The following is a 15,212-nucleotide window of genomic DNA, read 5'->3' on the forward strand; positions in this document are numbered from 1 at the left end:
AGTGAGCCATGACGGCAGGCGGAAATTGTAACAACCGAGCTGCGCAAGCCATTTTCCGGAGAGGCTGACCGCGCCCGAACTTCCGGTGGCCGTCGTTTCAGCGCTTGTACGCGCACCATCAACGGCGCGGCAGCCGCGCCTTTGTGGCGGTGCGCTGGGCGCGTGCCGCGCCCTGACATGAAAACCGGCCGGGTGTCGCCAGGCCGAAGCTGCTTGAAACGCCGTTGCGCCGAGGTTGAGTGTCGCTGGGAATCTGGGAAGATTTGGCGTCGCGGCCCTGGCGGCCCTCTGCTTGGAATCCCTCAATGTCGTCTCTTCAAGCCCCTCCTGATGCACTGCTGCAGGCGTTGTTGGTTCATGGCGGATGCGCCGTGTGCTGTTACGACGCTCAGAATCGCATCACCGGTTGGAACGCTCTCTATACGGAGTTCTTTCCGGAAGTCGCTTCCTGGATCCGGGTGGGAACGACGTTCGAGGAAACGTTGAAGGCGTTTCTGCGGCTACAGCATCCGGCGTCGACGCCGGAGCAGATGGTTGAGGCGACGGAAAATGGTATGTCGAGGCACCTGAACGAACAGGGACCGATCCAGTATCAGCGGGCCGACGGCCGATGGCTCGAGCTTCGCATGTTCTTGCTGCCGGAAGGTGGGCGCTTCAAGTTATGGAGAGACATCAGTACCCAAATCGCACCCGGCACGGACAGCGAACTTCTGCATCGACTTATTGCGGCGGTGAACGTGGGCATCACGGTCCATGATGCCGATGGAAGTCTGCGCTACGTGAATACGAGATTTTTCTCGGAACACTTTCTCAGTCTAATTCGGGGTGTTCCAGCAATTGAACGAAGAGTTACCCAAGCGAGCTACTGGAAGAAGTTTCACGAGATATTCGAGCGCGACGCTGAGTTCGAAAAGTTGTGCCTGAGCGAAGTTGAAGGGCCGCTGCATCACCCGGTGACACTTCAGGCGCGGTCAGGTCGCTTCTACCGTATCCAAGAACAATGGTGGGAAGATGAACTGGTCAGCATCTGGACTGATGTGACCGACGTGATTTCTCGGAAGAGAGCGCTGCAGCAGGCGCACTCAGAGCTTTCGGCGCTAAATCGCCAGTTGGTCGAGCTGTCGGAAACGGATTCGCTGACAGGTTTGGCCAATAGAAGACGATTTGGAGTACAGCTTGAACGTGCTCAGCAAGCAGTCGTTGAAGGTGCGCAAGCGGCTGTCGCAATATTCGACCTTGACTTCTTCAAGGCCGTCAACGATCGCTATGGGCATGATGCAGGAGATGTCGTATTGGTCGAAGCCGCAAAAATGCTCCAGGTTCATCAAGGTGACGACATCTGTGTTGCCAGACTTGGTGGAGAGGAGTTCGGAATGGTGTTTCGCGGCATGGAGGTTGCCAAGGTGCTAGCGGTTTGCGAGGAATTGCGTCGCGCGTTCTCTCAAGGCCATTTTAGGATCGGAGCGCAGCGTTTGCGTGTCACCGTCTCGGTTGGGGTTGCTCCATTGACCGAATATCGGAATCAGTCAGTTTCTTTGAAAAAAGCAGATGACTCGCTATGGAAAGCAAAGTCGGCCGGTCGCGACTGTGTCATGTTTGAGTTGAGCTGGCCCTATGTCCGTGACGGAGTCGACGATCTCCAAGTTGTCACGGATATCCGGGCCGACGATGAGCCTCTCAGTCCGGAAGCCTTGCGTGACAAGTATGCTCTGCCGGTCAATCAGCATCCTATATTCACTCGGCCGCATTGGCAAGAAGCCGTACGGCGCAGAGAAACCGTAGACGACTATTGGGGATGGGTCAGCTACAAGATAGAAGCGCGAAGCCAAGACCAGTGAGCAGCGTCCATCGGTGCCACGTTGTCGGTAGGATTGGACGACGCGATTTGTCGATCCTCCTTCGGGCGCTTTGACTGGATGAAGGTGGTCGCATCGACTGGACGATTAGATGACTCTGAAATCCACGGGCTAAACATCGGCCGTTGGCTGAAGCTGCCCATTCGTCGAGCTGGCAAGTCCAGTCGGTGAGTGCAGTTTTGGCTTCGTGGCGCGAGCTGAGATTGTTGCTGGCAGGGAACTCCTGAGGCGCTACGGCCGCGCAACCGCTGAAGGCGTCTCCGGCCAGCGCTGCGGCACACGGCGGAGGCTGTCCACCGAATAGCCGAGTTCCTTCAGACGCGCCACCGCATTCTGGTAGGACGTCTCGGAGATTTGCGGCGTGCGCGCCATGATCCAAGCGTAGTCGCGGTCGCTGCGACCTATGATGGTCAGCTGGTAATCGCTGTCGATGTCGACGATCACGTATTCGGCCTTGATCGGCCAGACGAACTGCATGCCCCAAACCGCATTGTTGGTCCCGGGCACTACAGTGGCAATCGGGTTCATCGTCTTGAGCTCGCCGTCAAAGGCGCCTTCACGATAGCGGAACCGAGTGGCGATTCTGCCGTCGGGCTGCAGCGTATACGACTCGACCGCGTTGAATGCGTTGCGCTCGGGACGCGTAGGGATGTTCCCGATGACATACCAGTCGCCAACGAAGCGGTGCAGGTCGACCTGCGGCACCGGCCGGATCTTGACATTCGGTGAGACAGCACAGCTGGCGACGAATAGCGTCGCGAACAAGGCTGCAACAAGCAGTACGGTCGGCTTGACCAGCCGCGGAGAGAGGCGCTGCATAGGGGCGGGTCCGGAAGTTTGGTGCAAAGTACGGGTCGGTGCGCGCTGGATACGTCGGACGGCGCCCCGCGGCTTTGCAAGCCCGCTCAGCGCATTGGCCTGGTACGCTCCATCAACCTGGGGCGAATCCCGTGTCCTGCCCTGCCGAGGTCGTCGGGAGGGGTAGCCTTCCAGAAGATGAGGCCATTACCAGAACCTGTCTAGCGGGTAAGGCGGCTCGCGCTGGAGGCCTTACGCACGGCCATCGATCAGCCCGACGATAAGGCGCTTGACCTGCGCACGTCCCCATCAGCCCCGCTAGTAACGACGCATCGGCTGTCCGCGTGAATCATCACTTTATGCCACCCCAGTGGGTGTCAGCACCGGCTCTCGATGCCGTGAAGCTGACATGGAAGAAAGGTTGTTCGCGACATGGTCAATCAAATGGCGCAGACTGCTCTGCCCAACGCGCCCACACCAGTCGCGTTTAACGAAAGAAAGCCTCTTATGGTCGCAGTCGCGTTATTCGTTCGCCTGGAAGCGAAGCCCGGGAAGGAGAAAGACGTCGAAGATTTTCTTCTGAGCGGTCTTCCCCTCGTCATGCAAGAGCCTGCCACTACCGCTTGGTTTGGCATTCGCCTGGGGCCAACAACCTTCGGAATCTTCGACGCCTTTCCGGACGAAGCAGGCCGCCAAGCCCATCTTTCTGGCAAGGTTGCGGCGGCTTTGATGGCACAGGCAGGTGAGCTGTTCTCCGAACCGCCGTCCATTCAGAGAGTTGACGTGCTCGCGGCAAAGTTACCCGGCTGAATATCTCTCCCGGAAATCGATGGTCGAGAGACCTTCGCCGCGCACTACACGCTGAAGCCGTCGTGCATAGGAATGTTGATGCGCAGGCGTATTGGAGAACAAGTGGCCGTGGTGGGCGTTTCCGCCTCCCAGTGCGCGGACTACGTGCGCACGCAGTCGCTGTGCGCCGGAGCGTAGCTACACCGGCTTTATGCACAGTGTGACAGCGCATCGATGCGGCTCATCGCAGGACGCCCATGGTGGCGGCAAGGAAAAATCACGATCAGGCCATTCTCTACGGCAAGTTGCGGGATTTTGGGGTTACAAGCGATCGCTGCATGATCGATCCGCCACGGCGGGCTCTTATGGCGAAGGTAGAGGCGTAAGCCCATCCCGTTGGGGATCGCGAAGGAAGGTGCCGGCAGTCATGTTCGCTGCAGGCCAGTTAGCTCCATGCCGACGCCAAACGCAAAAATCGATAGGGTACAGCGGTTGTCCGATGAAAAAGCGTCTGAGCCAACGCACACCTGAGGAATGGCTGCAACTGCTGGACGAGACTTTGCTCCGTCCAGGGCTCTTGGTGCGGCCGAGCGATTTCGCTCCCGCTGCGGTCGCATGCGATTCTTCCATGAGAGGCGTCAGCCGTCCCTCCGCTGAGCGGAAGCCTGAGGACGGGTCACCAGATGCCCGCTTGCTCTACAGCTCCGAGACGAGACGTAGTTCCTGCGTCGGGTCCTGATGAAGTATCAGCGCCCAAGTCAACTCGAACCCTTGTAGAGCTTTCTCAGGGAGCGAGCTCGCTTCGAGTTGTGCTTGCGAAAACTGTCGCTGCTGCACGAACTCGTCAGCGAGAAGGGTTGGATGCGGATGCGCCTTGATCAGAGCGCGTAGAGCGGCAGTCAGCGCGATCTCCGTTCCAAGAACGCTGGCCGCTGACGCGTTTTCTGTTGCCTCATCCGGTGTGGCCATTGTGTGCCTGCCTTGCGGGTTCCGTGTTGAGGAACTCCGACTTTACTGCAAGGGGGGCCCACGTTCTGAACACGCCAGGGCCCGGCCCATCTTCTTTCGTCTGAGCTGACGAAGATACTCGGGTCTGTGGTACCCACTCGCGCAGTGGTGCCGAAGGCGAGACCGCCACATGCGAGATGAGCTGCCGATCTTGCACGGCGCCCGTCGACATGAATTTCATGCTGCGCCTGCCCTTGTTGCTCGTGATTTGTGATGCGGCGAGGGCAGCCGTGAGGGCTGTGCGACATCCCGTGTCGCCCGTGACCCGCGACCTTCGTATGCGAACGCCGAAGCTGCAGGGAAATGTCAAGAGCTGCGCGATCGAACTCTCTCTAGGCCGTCTTCGTCTCGCCGGCTCTTGAATGCTCGCGTTTCGGCGCTCTGGACTTCCACACCCCCCAATTTTGACCGCATCACGCGGTGATGGGCGAGTCCTTTTGAAGGATCGGCTTGCAAGGTCGAGGTGAGCCTTGCCGTTGCGGTGGTTCGATTCGCATCCGACTGCGGGCTCATGCTTTCAGGGAAGTTGAAGCGCCGGACGGGCTGGCTGGCAAGGGCAACTCCTCATCTCGCGCACGCGGAGCCAGATATGTCCTTTGCTTGAACGATCAGCTCACGCACGACCGACGCGGCCGCCTTTCCGACGACGTCATGTTGGTCGGCACCAAGATGGATTCCGTCGATTTCGCTGCGGCCCGTGATGGGGTTCAGGTCGAAGAAGTGAACAGATTTCGTCGCCGCCATCTCCGCCAACGCCGCGGCGAGCCCTTTGCTTCGCTCGACCGCACCCTCGAACTTCTTCTCGTTGCCGCCCTTTGGCTGAATGATCTCCGGCGGCGCGACGACCAGGATGCGAGGCCGGGGCATGCCGGGCTCCACCGGGGCTTGGCGTACGGTCTCAACCAGCTTTCCGACGCCGGAGGCGGCTGCCCAGGCCTTGATGCCGAACGGGGCCTGGAAGTCGTTGGTTCCCAATTGAATGATCACCAACTCCAGTGGCGAGCACATCTCGATCACCTCGCCGAGACCTGTCGCGCCATTTCGGCCCGGACGAAATGGATCGTCCCAGATTGTTTTTCGGCCGGGAAGGCAGTTCTCCACGACGCGAATCTCCCGCAAGCCGGCGCTGTGAAGTGCGGCTTCCAGAACACCCGGCCACCGTTGGTCGAAGGCGTAACGTTCGCGGGTGCCGGGGACCATGCCCCAACTTATGCTGTCCCCGTACACAAGGATTTGCTTCATGGTCTGACCGTTTTTGTCAAAGCGGGTGTTGCCTCACGAGCATGGGCGCCCAGCTCATCAGGGCGTGCATTCGTCGCGCAGCAGCACGCTTGCCAGCGCCGCCGAGTACACCTTAGATTCGAGACTGTCCGTGCGGCTGGTGAGGACTACAGGCCTTTTCGTTCCCAGCACGACACCGGCGCATGACGCACCGGCCATGTAAACGAGGGACTTGTAGAGGGCGTTGCCAGCTTCGAGGTTCGGCATCAGAAGAATGTCTGCTCTGCCGGCGACGGATGAGTCGATGCCCTTGGCGGCCGCGGATGCCATAGACACCGCGTTGTCGAAGGCAAGCGGACCATCCACAGCCGCATCGAAGATCTGACCACGCTGCGCCATCATTGCGATGGCTGCGGCATCGAGCGTGCTCGGGGCGCCCTGCAAGACTGATTCGGTGAAGGAGATGACGGCAGCTCTTGGCCGGACGATGCCGAGTGCTCTTGCCAGATGAATGGCATGTTCAAGAATTTCCACTTTCTCGCCCAAGGTCGGTGCCACATTCACGACGCAGTCGGAGATGATCAGCGGCGATGGGCGGCCCGGCACCTGAAGCACGAAGGCATGAGAAATGCGCCGCTGCGTGCGCAGCCCGTCGTTGCGTGCGACCACCGCGCGCATCAGTTCGTCGGTATGGAGTGAGCCCTTCATCAACATGTCGAGGCTTCCTGCGGCGGCAAGCTTGCAAGCTTTCTGAGCAGCCGACGCAGCGTCGGCGCCGGTGTCGATCAACTCAAATCGCTCCAGATCAATGCCTTCGCGCGCCCCGAGCTCAAGCAGACGATCGCGCGGGCCGAACAAGCTCACGTCGGCGATGTTTTCTTCCGTCAGTCGAGAACCGGTTTCGAGCGCGGCTGCGTCGCAGGGAAACACCATGGCGATCTTCCGCCGGCCGCTCTGACGCGCGGTCGCGAGCAGGTCGTCGAGAAAGGTGCTGCTGCTTTGCCCGACGACGCAGGGAGGCGATGAATTGGGGGTGGTCATAGAGTGCGACGTTGAAGATGGCCGGGAGTGCCGGTCAGGCGGCGGGTTCCTGTGCGGAGGTCGCCGGCACTGCGCTCGAATGACGCAGCCGTGTCTTTGTCAATGCGCCGGCTGTCTCGAGGATCGGATACGCGATGGAGCAGATGAGGGAGTTGATGCGCTTGAGATCGCTGATGAGATCGAGGTGCAGTGAGCTCGTTTCGATGCTTTGGCTCGTCTGCATCTGGAGACGTGCAAGATGGTTGGCGGCATACGCGTGTTCCAGCTCGCGGAACCGAGCCTTCTCCTCGAGCAGTGCTCTTGCATCGTGCACCTGGCCGTCGAGGAAAACGCTCATCGCCAGTCTCAGGTTGGCGATCAATCGCGAGTGCAGATCCGCGATTTCTCCCATCCCGGCATCCGAGAAGCGGCTGGCCTTGCGGATCTGCTTGTCTTCGAGGTCTTGGATCACATGCTCGATGAGGTCACCAACCTGTTCCATGTGGATGGTGAACGAGACAATGTTCGACCAGCGGCGTCCTTCTTTCTCCGGCAACGCATCGCGAGGGATCTGTGTGAGGTAGAACTTGATCGACGAGCAGATTTCGTCGACGCGGTCGTCCATCTTGCGCAGCTGCTCGGCCAGCGTGAGGTCGGCGTTGCGAAGCACCGGGAGAATGCCTGTGAGCATGGCTTCAACCAGATCTGCTTGGTGCAGGGCCTCGCGAGCCGCACAGCTGATCGCAAGGGAAGGGGTCGCCAAGGCGGCAGGATCGAGATGTTGCGGGCGAATCTCGCCGAGCGGCGCGGCAGGGGTGGGCAGCAGCGTTTCGACAACCTTCGCCATCGGTCCCGTCAGTCCGATCAGAAGCACGGCCCGCGTGAGGTTGAACCCCAGGTGAAAGGCAATCACCTGGGTATGCAAGCTCGAGAAGTTCTGTTGCAGCAGATGTTCAATCTGGGGGAGCATGACCACTGCCAGGGCGCATCCGAGCAGCTTGAACAGCAGGCTGCCGAGCGGGAGCCGCATGCGGATCGCACGTGGTCCCGAGCTGGTGAGCAGCGCCAGAATTCCGCTACCGATGTTCGCGCCTAACACGAGGCACATTGCCATTGGCATCGGCAGGACGCCCGAAGCCGTCAATGTCGCGGTCAGGAGCACAAAGGCGAGACTTGAATAGGTCGCCATCGTCAGCAGGGCGCCGACGGCGATCTCCAGAAGCACATCGTCGGGCAGCGCGAGCACCAAGCTGCGGAACGTTGCAGAGGCGAGCAGGGGCTGGGTCGCACTGACGATCAGTTGCAGCCCGAGCGTGATCAGCCCGAAGCCAATCAGCACATGGCCCACGCGGGCGCGCGGTCGCTTGTCTGAGCCGGTGACGAGCACGACCCCCGCAAGCACGAGCAGCGGTGAAAGCCAGGACAGGTCGAAGGAGAACACCACCGCCATCAGGCTGGTGCCGACCTCCGCGCCGAGCATCACGGCCAATCCAGCGGGCAGGCCGACCAGGCCGCTGCCGACGAACGATGAGACGAGTACCGCCGTGGCCGTGCTCGACTGGACGATGCCTGTCACCGTCACGCCCGCGAACATCGCCAGAAAGCGATTTCTCAGGCTGCGCGAGAGAACATCGCGCAGGTTGGCACCAAAGAGTTGAATGACGCCGGTGCGTACGATCCCGGTGCCCCACACGAGCAGAGCGATAGCAGCAAGAAGGTTGAGCAAGTGGATCATCGAGGTGACACGACGGGAGGCGTCGGGCCGGCGCGAGGCGCAGTGAAGGAGGCCGCGATTGTGGGTTTGGGCGGGCTTGACGATCAATCGACCATTGCTCACATGCCGGGTGAGTTTTTATGCAGACCAACGGATGTATGCTTTTTGATCGTTCTCCTCAGTTCTGATGCATGCCATGCGAGCCCTTCCTCCGCTGAATTCGGTCAAGGCCTTCGACGCCGCCGCGCGCCACCTCAGCTTCACGAAGGCTGGCGATGAGCTGTGCGTGACGCATGGCGCGATCAGCCGGCAGATTCAGGTGCTCGAACAATGGCTGGGCACCGCTTTGTTCCTGCGGCTGCCGCGCGGACTGCAGCTCACGGCCGATGGCATGCGCTTTCACACCGAGGTCAATGCCATGCTGAACAGCCTGGCCTCCGTGGCCGACCAGATCCGACGGCCGCAGACGACCCGCATCATCCGCGTTCAGTCCCTGCCGACGTTCACGATGCGTTGGCTCATCCCCAGGTTGCCGGATTTCCAGAGAAGGTATCCCGATGTCGAGATCCGGCTGTCGATCGCGGCCGATGCCATGCCGCCGCGCGTCAACGACTTCGAAGTGTTCCTGACCGGCGGACCGGAAAGCCATCATGGCTTTCGCTCGGGGCGATTCCTTGATGAGCAACGGATCGCCGTCGCAGCGCCGGAGTTGTTGCTGCGTTCACCGATCCAGCAGCCCAGTGACCTGAAGCAGCATGTGCTGCTTCACACCAGCAGCCTGCCGGCGCTTTGGTCCAACTGGTTTTCGGCCGTGGGCAACCAGACGATCCAATGCCGCAGCGAACTGACCTTCGAGCACCTCTACCTGTCCATTCAGGCCGCCGTCAACGCCGTGGGCGTTGCCATCGGTCCGACGGCCCTGGTGGCCGATGACATCAACGAAGGGCGGCTGCAGTACGTCATGCCGCAGTACGCGCTGCCGGCCAGAAGCTATTTTTGGTACTGCCCGGAGCGAACCAAGGGTGACGCCGCGGTGGAGGCGTTCTGTGCCTGGCTCGTGGATGTCGGCAACACGGGGCCAGTGGTTGCGAGCTAGCTGGAACCAGGCCGGGTCCAGGGGCGAGTTCAAAAAAACTCACAGGCCTGTCTCAACTTAAATCGATTGATACCAGACGGCTCCGAAAAATAGCATCGCTCGTTTCATACACCTGAGAACAAGGAGCGAGCATGGCTTTGGAGCTTGAAGATATTCGGGCGTTATTTGACGCGTACGGCTCAAGGGCATACGGCAAGGAAGCAGTCACGCAACTGGAGCACGCACTGCAGACGGCCCATCTGGGCGAATCCGAAGGCGCCGAGCAGGAACTGATCGTCGCGGCATTCCTGCACGACCTGGGGCATCTGATCGGCCTGAGCAAGCACCATGAAGAAGGGGCGCCGAGTTCGGACGACGGATCGCCTTTTGGAACGGGTGACGACCTGCATCAGTACGTGGCGCTGCCGTTCTTGCGCCCCGTTCTCCCAAGCGCAGTGGTCGATCCCATCGGTCTGCACGTCGAGGCCAAGCGCTGTCTGTGCGCGATCGATCCGACATACCGCGCGAAGCTGAGCCCGCTGTCCATTCACACGCTGAAACTGCAGGGCGGCATCTATACGAAGGAGGAGGCAGATGCTTTCCAGCATCGCCCCTTCGCCCTCGACGCCATGCGGCTGCGCCGCTGGGATGACGCGGCCAAGGTGCCCGGCGTCAAGACGCCGCCGTTCGAGCACTACTTTTCCATGCTGTCGCAAATCTACGCGCAGCACAGCGAAACGCGCGCGGCGCACTGAACAAAAACCAAAAATCAAGCTCGCGCGAGCGCGCGAGTGCAGGAGACAAGATGTTTCATCAATTGACGATGCCGATCGGCGGCGCACTGCTGCCCACCTTCATCGTGGCGGCACTTCCGATCACGACCGTGCTGCTGGTGCTCGGCGTCCTACGGCGACCTGGCTGGCAGGCGGGTCTCGCTGGCCTGGGCGTAGGTCTGGCCGTTGCGGTCTACGGCTGGCAGTTTCCTGTCGGCATGGCATTCAACGCCGTGGCCCTCGGCGCAGTGTTGGCGGTGTGGCCCGTGATGTGGGTGGTGGTCGCGGCGATCTTTTTGTTCAACATGACGATACGAGCGGGACGGCTCGACGCCTTTCGTGTCTGGGTGCTGGACAACGTACCCAACGACCGACGGGTTGTGCTCCTGGTGGTGGGTTTTCTCTTCGGCTCGCTCTTGGAGGCCGTGGCGGGGACTGGTACGCCCATTGCCATCACGTCCGCTTTGCTCGTCACGCTCGGCTTTCCGGTGCTCGATGCGCTGGTATTCATGCTGATCTTCGACACGGTTCCGGTCGCGTTCGGCGCCATGGGCCTGCCGATCACGGTTCTGGCTGCCGTCACCGGGCTGCCTGCCGCGGAGCTCGGTCAGATGGCAGGGCGCCAGCTCCCCTTTTTCGCTTTCCTGCTGCCCTTTTATGTGCTGACGATCTACAGCGGCGTGAAAGGCTTGCGCGCCGTCTGGCCGCTGGCACTCGTGGCGGGGGGAAGCTTCGCGATCACTCAATTCCTTGCCGCCAACTTCTTGAGCTATGCGATCTGTGATGTGCTGGCCGCGATTGTGGCGATCGTGGTGACGATGACCTTTCTGCGGTACTGGAAGCCGGCACCCGATGCTCACTACCATGTCAACATCGACAGGGCGAGCATTGCCCGAACGAGCGTGACAGGTCGGCAAAGCTGGTATCCATGGCTGATCGTCGCAGTGATTGCCGTGGGATGGACCGTCGCGAATCTCGGAAAGATCGGGGAAGTCTCGATCCCCTGGCCCGGGCTCGACAAGGCGGTGTACATCACGGTCTACCAGAAGGCTTACCCGGCGGTTTGGAGCTTCCAGCCGCTGACGACCGGTACGGCGGTGCTGGTTGCTGCGCTGGTCTCGGCTCTTGTCATGCGCTTGTCAGTCAAGGACTTCTTCGGCGCCGCGAAGGACACCTTGCGGCAAACAGCGGTGCCCGTGGCCACCGTCGCCATGATCATCGGCCTGGCCTACCTCATGAACTATTCCGGGATGACGTACAGCCTCGGCCTGGGCATCGTGGCGGTGGGTCCATGGTTCCCCTTCGTGTCTGCCTTTCTTGGGTGGATCGCGGTCTTCCTTACCGGCAGCGATACCTCTGGCAATGCCCTGTTCGGCAATATGCAGGTGGTGGCAGCGAACCAGCTGGGGCTCAGCCCCACGCTGATGGCAGCCACGAACTCGACCGGGGGCGTCTTCGGCAAGATGATCTCCCCGCAGAGCATCGCGTGCGGCGTTGCAACCACGGGGATGCACGGCAAAGAGGGGGCCATCGTCGCGCGCACGTTCAAGCACAGCATCTTCCTGACCCTTCTGCTGGGTGTGTTGGTATGGCTGCAACAGAACCATCTTCACTGGATGATCCCTGGTCACTGACTCCCCGCACGACGACGTGATGCGCTTGGTGCTGTCCCGCCTCGCTTGCGGAGCTCGGGTAGCATCGCCGCATGTTGCGCGCGACTCCTACCGATCCTCCGCTGGCTGGCATTCGAGGGGCGCGCGTGCTCACGCCTGAAGGCTTGGCGCCGGCCTCCTTCGCCGTGGACGAAACGCTGCTGCGCAGGGCCGCGTCGTCCGATGCGTTCCTGGATGCCGGCGACCTGCTCGTCCTGCCTGGCATCGTTGACATCCATGGCGATGCCTTCGAGCGGGCACTCAGGCCCCGGGGAGGAGTTCAAGTGCCGCATGTGACGGCGCTCACGGATGTCGACGCCCAGCTGTTGGCCAACGGCATCACCACGGCCTATCACGGCGTGACCATTTCGTGGGAAGGCGGGCTGCGCAGCTTGGCCGTTGCCGAGCAAATGATTCACGCCTTGCAGGAGCGCGGCGTTCGATGGGGCGCCGACCACCGATTTCACTTGCGACTGGAAGCCAGATTCGTGGAGGGGTGGGCTGCCGCAAGTCGATGGATCGAAGCTGGCCATGTTCACTTCCTGTCCATCAATGACCATTGGCCGCAGCTGGCGGCCAAGCTGGACGATCCCGTGCATCTCGCCCGGTACGCGGAGCGCGCGGAATGCGATGTGCAGACCTTTGTTCAGCGCGTAGAGGCGGCCAGTCAGGCAGTGCCCGAAGCGCCGGGGTTGGCACAGCTCGTGGCACAGGCCAGGCGAGCCGGACTGAGTGTCGCGTCGCATGACGATACGGATGCGACGCAGCGGCGGCAGCTAAGCCTCTGGGGCTGCAATGTGGCCGAGTTTCCTCTGAGCGAGGGTGCGGCGAAAGAGGCGAGGGCGTCGGGTGACCTCATCGTGTTCGGTGCGCCCAACGTGTTGCGCGGTGGCAGTCACGTGGGGGCGCCAGGAGCTGAGGACATGGTCCGCAAGGGCCTGTGCGATGTGCTGGCGTCCGACTACTACTATCCGTCGCCTTTGCTCGCTGCATTCGACCTTGCACGTCGAGAGGTGCTTTCGTTCTCCGAGGCGTGGAGCATGGTCTCGCGCCATGCCGCCACGGCGGTGGGGTTGACGGACCGGGGGCGCTTGGAGACTGGGCAGCGGGCAGACTTTCTGCTGGTGGATGACGCAGTTCCCGGGCAGCCGCGTGTCGTTGCGAGCGTGGTGGCGGGAGCGTTGCGCTTCGCGTTGCGTGCCTTCGAAAGCGGCACGCCGCGTTGAACAGCCGCTACTTCCCGCCCGTCACGTCGAGGAAGGTGCCGGTGACGAAGGAGGCTTCGGCGCTGGCCAGCCACAGGATCGCTCGCGCCACTTCTTCTGGCTGGCCGCCTCGGCCCATCGGGATCGAGTCCTTGACACGATCCACTCTGCCGGGCTCGCCGCCACTGGCATGCATCTGTGTGTAGATATGACCCGGGCGAACGCAGTTGACGCGGATGCCCTCGCGAGCGACCTCCTTGGCGAACCCGGTCGTGAAGGTTTCGAGCGCGCCCTTCGATGCGGCGTAGTCGACATATTCGTTGGGACTGCCGAGCCGCGCGGCTGCCGACGAGACATTGATCACCGATCCACCTCGCGCGTCGTGGCGGCTTGACATGCGCTTGATCGCTTGCTGTGCGCAAAGGATCGGGCCGATGGCGTTGACCGCAAAGATGCGGTGCATCCGCTCGAAGTCGAGATCTTCCAGTCGACATTGCTTTTGCAAGATGGCGGCGTTGTTCACGAGCACATCGAGGCGTCCGAATGTCCGGTCGAGCTGCGCGAACAGACGAGCGACTTGCGCGGGATCTGCGCTATCAGCTCGCACCGCCAACCCCTGCCGGCCCGCGGCTCGCACGTCCGCGATGACGGTATCGGCAGCCGATTCGTCTGAGAGATAGCTGATCACCACGTCATAGCCTTGCGCGGCTGCGAGACGCGCTGTGGCCGCACCGACGCCGCGGCTGCCGCCTGTGATCAAGATGACGGGTGCCTGAGAAGCATTTTCCATGGGTGAAGTTCCAGAGAGTGAGAAGAAGGCAGGATGGTCCGGCTCGTCGTCGAGTGGCTGCCGTCAGATCGTTTGCTGGGTGAGCGTCAAACGCGCGCGCAACGCCAGTGCCAATGGGACCACGGTGATGGCAGTCAGTGCCGTCGCGCATGTAGCCCACTGGATGCCGACCCGATCCCCCAGGAGACCGTACATCACCGGTGAAATCGCGCTCGAGCCGATGGTGCCTGTGTAGAAGAGCGCAAAGGCACGTTCGTCATTTCCACCGGGGGCCAGTTCGGGTACTGTGCCGTACAGTACGGAGGAAGTTCCGTTCATGAGCGCGCCCAGCAACGGCAGCAAGACCAGCGCGGGAACCAGGGGACACAGCATCACGGATAGGATGCACACCGCAGTCCCGCATTCGGTTGCGAGCACGGTGCCGATGACGCCCATGCGCTGGCCGAGCCAGCCGCAAATGAACTTCCCGGAGGCCCCGCCGATGAAGACCATCGCCAGAGCTGTGCCCAGCATCGACGTCGATATGCCCTTGCCTTTGAGCAGGAACGGCAAGAAGGTCAGCAGCCCCATGCGCACGGCGCTGTCCAGCACACCGATCGCCAGAAGGAGCCGGAAGCCGGTGGCTGACGGATTCTTTCCATCGGCGCCGTCAACGTCTTCGATCGCCGGGTCGCGAGGTGTTGACGGAAGCCAAAGTGCCAGGCCTGCAGCGACCAATCCACCGAGCATGGACATGGCCCACAGTGCATGACGCCACGGCATCATGGTGGCCAGCAGCGAGATCGCCGCAGGCAGGGCGGCCTTGCCCAGATCTCCGGCAAAGTTGTAGATACCGAGGGGGCCGCGGGCGTTGCGCCCATAGGCGCGCGACACGGCACCGGAAGCCAACGGATGCTGGGTACTTGAACCGCTGCCCGACAGGGCCAGTGCGACGCACAAGCCAAGCAGGCCACCGGACAGGCCCGCCGCTGCATAACCCAGCGCGGCGAGCAGCGTCCCGAGCGCCAGCGTGGCACGGCCTCCGATCCAACTCGCCAGACGACCTGCGGAGAGTTGGAGCATAGCCATCGTGCCGGTGTAGACGCTCCGCACCAACGCCAGCGAGGCATAGCCGAGTTGGAACTCCGCCTGCCAGATCGGCAGCAGCGCGTAAATCATGTCGCCGTAGCCGTCGTGCAGTGCATGTGCAGCACAGGTCGCCCATAACACGCGGGTGCGACTGCTGGATGCCTTTTTCGCCTCAGTTGGCTGCGAAACTGCGGTAGGCATCGTCATGGAACGATGCTAGGGCGCCGCCTTCGCAGACACCAT

General features: G+C 61.7%; 13 protein-coding genes. 6 read left to right on the top strand and 7 right to left on the bottom strand.

Annotated features, from left to right (window positions below; genetic code table 11):
- Positions 1-305: 305 nt before the first annotated feature.
- Positions 306-1,838 carry a sensor domain-containing diguanylate cyclase gene (locus tag AC1HIL_RS36960; protein WP_479668705.1) on the top strand — a complete coding sequence of 511 codons (1,533 nt, stop codon included), beginning with the start codon at positions 306-308 and terminating at the stop codon, positions 1,836-1,838.
- 249 nt (positions 1,839-2,087) lie between these two features.
- Here AC1HIL_RS36960 and AC1HIL_RS36965 read toward each other — a convergent pair whose 3' ends face one another.
- Positions 2,088-2,675: a lipocalin family protein gene (locus AC1HIL_RS36965; RefSeq protein WP_479668704.1), complete on the bottom strand. Its 588-nt coding sequence runs from the start codon at positions 2,673-2,675 to the stop codon at positions 2,088-2,090.
- Between the two features lie 486 nt (positions 2,676-3,161).
- Here AC1HIL_RS36965 and AC1HIL_RS36970 point away from each other — a divergent pair, with 486 nt between their 5' ends.
- Positions 3,162-3,464 carry a putative quinol monooxygenase gene (locus tag AC1HIL_RS36970; RefSeq protein ID WP_422099451.1) on the top strand — a complete coding sequence of 101 codons (303 nt, stop codon included), beginning with the start codon at positions 3,162-3,164 and terminating at the stop codon, positions 3,462-3,464.
- 675 nt (positions 3,465-4,139) lie between these two features.
- Here AC1HIL_RS36970 and AC1HIL_RS36975 read toward each other — a convergent pair.
- The 4 genes from AC1HIL_RS36975 to AC1HIL_RS36990 form a co-directional block, all read right to left on the bottom strand.
- Positions 4,140-4,412 carry a hypothetical protein gene (locus AC1HIL_RS36975; protein ID WP_479668703.1) on the bottom strand — a complete coding sequence of 91 codons (273 nt, stop codon included), beginning with the start codon at positions 4,410-4,412 and terminating at the stop codon, positions 4,140-4,142.
- 603 nt (positions 4,413-5,015) lie between these two features.
- Positions 5,016-5,693, bottom strand: coding sequence for an SGNH/GDSL hydrolase family protein (locus AC1HIL_RS36980; RefSeq protein ID WP_479668702.1), 678 nt, complete (start codon positions 5,691-5,693; stop codon positions 5,016-5,018).
- A 57-nt stretch (positions 5,694-5,750) separates the two neighbouring features.
- On the bottom strand, positions 5,751-6,713 hold the full coding sequence (locus AC1HIL_RS36985; RefSeq protein ID WP_479668701.1) for a bifunctional enoyl-CoA hydratase/phosphate acetyltransferase: 963 nt from the start codon (positions 6,711-6,713) through the stop codon (positions 5,751-5,753).
- A 34-nt stretch (positions 6,714-6,747) separates the two neighbouring features.
- Positions 6,748-8,427 carry a Na/Pi cotransporter family protein gene (locus AC1HIL_RS36990; protein ID WP_479669640.1) on the bottom strand — a complete coding sequence of 560 codons (1,680 nt, stop codon included), beginning with the start codon at positions 8,425-8,427 and terminating at the stop codon, positions 6,748-6,750.
- Positions 8,428-8,602: 175 nt separating this feature from the next.
- Here AC1HIL_RS36990 and gcvA point away from each other — a divergent pair, with 175 nt between their 5' ends.
- The 4 genes from gcvA (at position 8,603) to AC1HIL_RS37010 (ending at position 13,132) form a co-directional block, all read left to right on the top strand.
- On the top strand, positions 8,603-9,502 hold the full coding sequence (gcvA, locus tag AC1HIL_RS36995; protein ID WP_479668700.1) for a transcriptional regulator GcvA: 900 nt from the start codon (positions 8,603-8,605) through the stop codon (positions 9,500-9,502).
- 131 nt (positions 9,503-9,633) lie between these two features.
- The gene (locus AC1HIL_RS37000) at positions 9,634-10,236 is read left to right on the top strand and encodes an HD domain-containing protein (RefSeq protein WP_479668699.1); all 603 of its coding nucleotides are present in this window, start codon (positions 9,634-9,636) and stop codon (positions 10,234-10,236) included.
- 50 nt (positions 10,237-10,286) lie between these two features.
- A complete protein-coding gene (locus AC1HIL_RS37005) occupies positions 10,287-11,888 on the top strand; it encodes an L-lactate permease (RefSeq protein ID WP_479668698.1) in 1,602 nt (533 codons plus the stop codon).
- A gap of 71 nt (positions 11,889-11,959) precedes the next feature.
- Positions 11,960-13,132: an alpha-D-ribose 1-methylphosphonate 5-triphosphate diphosphatase gene (locus AC1HIL_RS37010; protein ID WP_479668697.1), complete on the top strand. Its 1,173-nt coding sequence runs from the start codon at positions 11,960-11,962 to the stop codon at positions 13,130-13,132.
- A gap of 7 nt (positions 13,133-13,139) precedes the next feature.
- Here the strand turns inward: AC1HIL_RS37010 and AC1HIL_RS37015 are convergent, their stop codons facing one another.
- Both AC1HIL_RS37015 and AC1HIL_RS37020 read right to left on the bottom strand, forming a co-directional pair.
- Complete coding sequence (locus AC1HIL_RS37015) at positions 13,140-13,901, bottom strand: glucose 1-dehydrogenase (protein WP_261217541.1); 762 nt, start codon at positions 13,899-13,901, stop codon at positions 13,140-13,142.
- Positions 13,902-13,964: 63 nt separating this feature from the next.
- Positions 13,965-15,170 (bottom strand): MFS transporter, encoded by a 1,206-nt coding sequence (locus AC1HIL_RS37020; RefSeq protein ID WP_479669639.1) that lies wholly within the window; start codon positions 15,168-15,170, stop codon positions 13,965-13,967.
- Positions 15,171-15,212 lie beyond the last annotated feature (42 nt).

Source organism: Variovorax sp. ISS6 (assembly GCF_056523145.1).

Excerpts from the sequence above, each read along its gene's own strand:
- AC1HIL_RS36960 (WP_479668705.1), top strand. The coding sequence starts at position 306 with ATGTCGTCTCTTCAAGCCCCTCCTGATGCACTGCTGCAGGCGTTGTTG.
- AC1HIL_RS36965 (WP_479668704.1), bottom strand. The coding sequence starts at position 2,675 with ATGCAGCGCCTCTCTCCGCGGCTGGTCAAGCCGACCGTACTGCTTGTT.
- AC1HIL_RS36970 (WP_422099451.1), top strand. The coding sequence starts at position 3,162 with ATGGTCGCAGTCGCGTTATTCGTTCGCCTGGAAGCGAAGCCCGGGAAG.
- AC1HIL_RS36975 (WP_479668703.1), bottom strand. The coding sequence starts at position 4,412 with ATGGCCACACCGGATGAGGCAACAGAAAACGCGTCAGCGGCCAGCGTT.
- AC1HIL_RS36980 (WP_479668702.1), bottom strand. The coding sequence starts at position 5,693 with ATGAAGCAAATCCTTGTGTACGGGGACAGCATAAGTTGGGGCATGGTC.
- AC1HIL_RS36985 (WP_479668701.1), bottom strand. The coding sequence starts at position 6,713 with ATGACCACCCCCAATTCATCGCCTCCCTGCGTCGTCGGGCAAAGCAGC.
- AC1HIL_RS36990 (WP_479669640.1), bottom strand. The coding sequence starts at position 8,427 with ATGATCCACTTGCTCAACCTTCTTGCTGCTATCGCTCTGCTCGTGTGG.
- gcvA (WP_479668700.1), top strand. The coding sequence starts at position 8,603 with ATGCGAGCCCTTCCTCCGCTGAATTCGGTCAAGGCCTTCGACGCCGCC.
- AC1HIL_RS37000 (WP_479668699.1), top strand. The coding sequence starts at position 9,634 with ATGGCTTTGGAGCTTGAAGATATTCGGGCGTTATTTGACGCGTACGGC.
- AC1HIL_RS37005 (WP_479668698.1), top strand. The coding sequence starts at position 10,287 with ATGTTTCATCAATTGACGATGCCGATCGGCGGCGCACTGCTGCCCACC.
- AC1HIL_RS37010 (WP_479668697.1), top strand. The coding sequence starts at position 11,960 with ATGTTGCGCGCGACTCCTACCGATCCTCCGCTGGCTGGCATTCGAGGG.
- AC1HIL_RS37015 (WP_261217541.1), bottom strand. The coding sequence starts at position 13,901 with ATGGAAAATGCTTCTCAGGCACCCGTCATCTTGATCACAGGCGGCAGC.
- AC1HIL_RS37020 (WP_479669639.1), bottom strand. The coding sequence starts at position 15,170 with ATGCCTACCGCAGTTTCGCAGCCAACTGAGGCGAAAAAGGCATCCAGC.